This window comes from Janthinobacterium agaricidamnosum NBRC 102515 = DSM 9628 (genome assembly GCF_000723165.1).
Taxonomy (GTDB): domain Bacteria; phylum Pseudomonadota; class Gammaproteobacteria; order Burkholderiales; family Burkholderiaceae_D; genus Janthinobacterium; species Janthinobacterium agaricidamnosum.
On the sequence record NZ_HG322949.1, the window covers coordinates 5,891,178 to 5,893,756 of the forward strand.

The following is a 2,579-nucleotide window of genomic DNA, read 5'->3' on the forward strand; positions in this document are numbered from 1 at the left end:
GATGGCGATGCCCTTGGTGATGCTGGCCACCGTCAGCGCCTTGTCGGCCGTCAATCTGGTCTCGTCCGACTGGCTTTGGCTGCTGACCTTGCCGCTGGCGGCGTGCAGCCTGATGCCGGTTTCCTGGTTCGGCTTGCCGGCCTTGCCCGCTTTGCCATAAGTGAACAGGCTGATGCCGGATTTGATCGCATGGAAATGGTTGCCTTGCGCCGCCAGGTTGATGTCCTGGCCTGCCGTGATGCTGCTGGTGTTGCCAGCCGACAGGATCGCATTCACCGGCGTGGTGGCGGCGATGCCGGCCGGGCTGGACAGTTGCAGATGCGGCTCGCTGTAGGCCGTCACCTTGCCGGCGCCATCGCCGCCGGTGGCCTGGAGTACTTCGGCACTGTGGGCCAGTTGCGCGATCGCCGGCAGTTTGGTCGGTTCGGGTTCCGCTTGCTCCTTGTCATCTTTGAGCAGCGCATGGTGTTGTTGCGCCGTGCCGGCCAGCGACGCCGCCAGGGCCAGGCTGCTGTCGACCTGGGCCTGGGCTTCGCTGGAGTCCATCTGGCTGCCGCTGGCGTTGCTGCGCGCATCGCTCGACAGCAAGATACCTTGGCCGGCGCGCAGAGCCGCGCTGTGCTCGGTTTTCAGTTCGGCGCCGAAACCGGCCATGCCCAGGCGCTGGTTATCAGTCTGGTGCCGCAAATGGCCCAGGTTTAATTCGGCCGTGCCCTGGTGCGCGCTGGCGTGGCGCTGCAAGGCCAGCCGCGACTGGCCGGGGCTGTCGTCGAATACCAGCTGGCTGTAGGCGCCGCCGCCTTGCTGGCTGCTCGACATCGCTTGCGTCTTGATGCCGGACAAGGCCGCTGGATGGGCGTGGCCGGCCGCTTCGCCCGGAAACCAGGCTGGCGCATTGCCGGTCGCCACGCCCGCGCCCTGGCCAACCTGGTTGTGCTGGGCGTCGGCCTGTCCTTTGCCGTTGTACACCGTGCCGATCACGACCGGGCGGTCGATATTGCCTTCCAAAAAGTCAATTAAGACTTCCTGGCCGACCCGGGGCAGGGCGTTGCTGCCCCAGTTGGCGCCGGCCACCGGGGCCATCGGCGTGGCTACCCGCACCCAGGTGCCGGCGCTGTCGTCGCCGGGCGCGCCGGTATGGCCGTCGGGCTGCGGATGCTGCAGGCGGTTATGACTCAGCATACCGCGCTGCCAGTGGAATTGCACCTTGATGCGGTGGTCGCGGTCGGTGTGGATGGTCGCGCCTGGCGGACCGACCACGATCGCGGTTTGCTGGCCGTGGATGGTCGGACGCCGGTGGCTGTTGGCCCGGTACGGAATGTCGCTGCGTATCGTATCGATGCGGTTGCGGTACAACGGCCGTTCGGCGATGCCTTTGCCGAGCTGGTGCAAATCAAGCGCCTGTTCCTTGCGGATGGCGCTGTCGAGCGTGCCCTGGCGGAGTTTTTGCAGGATGTCGGCCTGCAAGTCCGCGCCCAGGTTGTTATTCATCAGGTGCACCGTGCGGATGATCAAAAAGTTGTTCTCGCCAGCTGGTTCATCGCCATTCCCCGCCAAATCGGACAGCGACGTGGTTTGCAAGGTGAACGTGGTGCCGGGCGCCAGCGTACGCACGGTGCCGGCGCCGACATATACTTGACGCGATCTGTCGAGCGCCTGCAGTTGCTGGTCGGCGATGCGCTGGCCTTGCTGGCGCGACGCATACGCGTAGACGCCGGGCGCATCGCGGCTGACCAGCGCCACGTCGCTCTCGCCGGTATCGCCAGCAGTCGCGCTGACCGGGCGCGAATCGAGCGAGCGGTAATCCCAGCTGCGCAGTTCGACGGCATTGGTTTGCTGGCGCGATACGCTGCGCCAGCGGTCCAGGCTGTCCACTTTCATCACCGCGCCGGGCTGGCTGAACAGCACGCTCGGCTGCACGTTGGGCTGGAAGCTGCCGTTGTGGTCGGCGATTACCAGCGTGTGGCTGCCCAAACTGGGACTGCCGGCATCGCCGCTGTGTTCGAAGTAATAAAACAGGCCTTCCTCGGCCATCAGCCGTTCGACGAAGGCCAGGTTGCTTTCCTGGTACTGGGTGCTGATGCTGCGTTTGGGATACGCCTCGCGCTGGAGGATGTCGAAGCGCCACAGCGGGGCCAGTTTGCCTTGGCCCCGGTAAGCGGAAAAAATCGTGTCGAGGATGTCGAATACGCTCATGTCCTGGAAGATGCGGCTGTCGCGGCCGCGCGCCAGGAATGCGGTCCACGGTTCCAGTCTCAGGTGGTAGCGCGCGAAACCGCCGTTGGCGCCGGCCAGTTCGACCGCGGTGACATGACCGTGAAAGGGCCGCAAGTCGTCGCTGCTGTTGGCGGTGAGCAGTTCCAGCAAGGCCGGCTGGCCGATCAGGCCGCGCAGCGGGATGGCCGCATCGGTGGACAGCGCGGCGATCCTGAACACAAAGCCCAGGCTGATGCCTTCCTCGCCGCGCACGCATTCGGCCAGCAGCCGGTCGCTGCCCAGCGGGGTGGTCAGGCGCAGCAGCCGCGTCGATTGCGTAAAGCCATCCAGCAAGGTTTGCGGACTCAACGGTGTGAGCATGG

Annotated in this window: 1 protein-coding gene (only partly in view); it reads right to left on the minus strand. The window is 65.7% G+C overall.

The annotated features are described in order from the left end of the window. Positions 1-2,577, minus strand: the 5' portion of a protein-coding gene (locus tag GJA_RS25550) for a type VI secretion system Vgr family protein (RefSeq protein ID WP_081905684.1). The gene continues 24 nt to the left of window position 1, outside the view; 2,577 of the gene's 2,601 nt are visible here — the first part of the coding sequence; its start codon is at positions 2,575-2,577; its stop codon lies beyond the left edge, outside the window. Positions 2,578-2,579 lie beyond the last annotated feature (2 nt).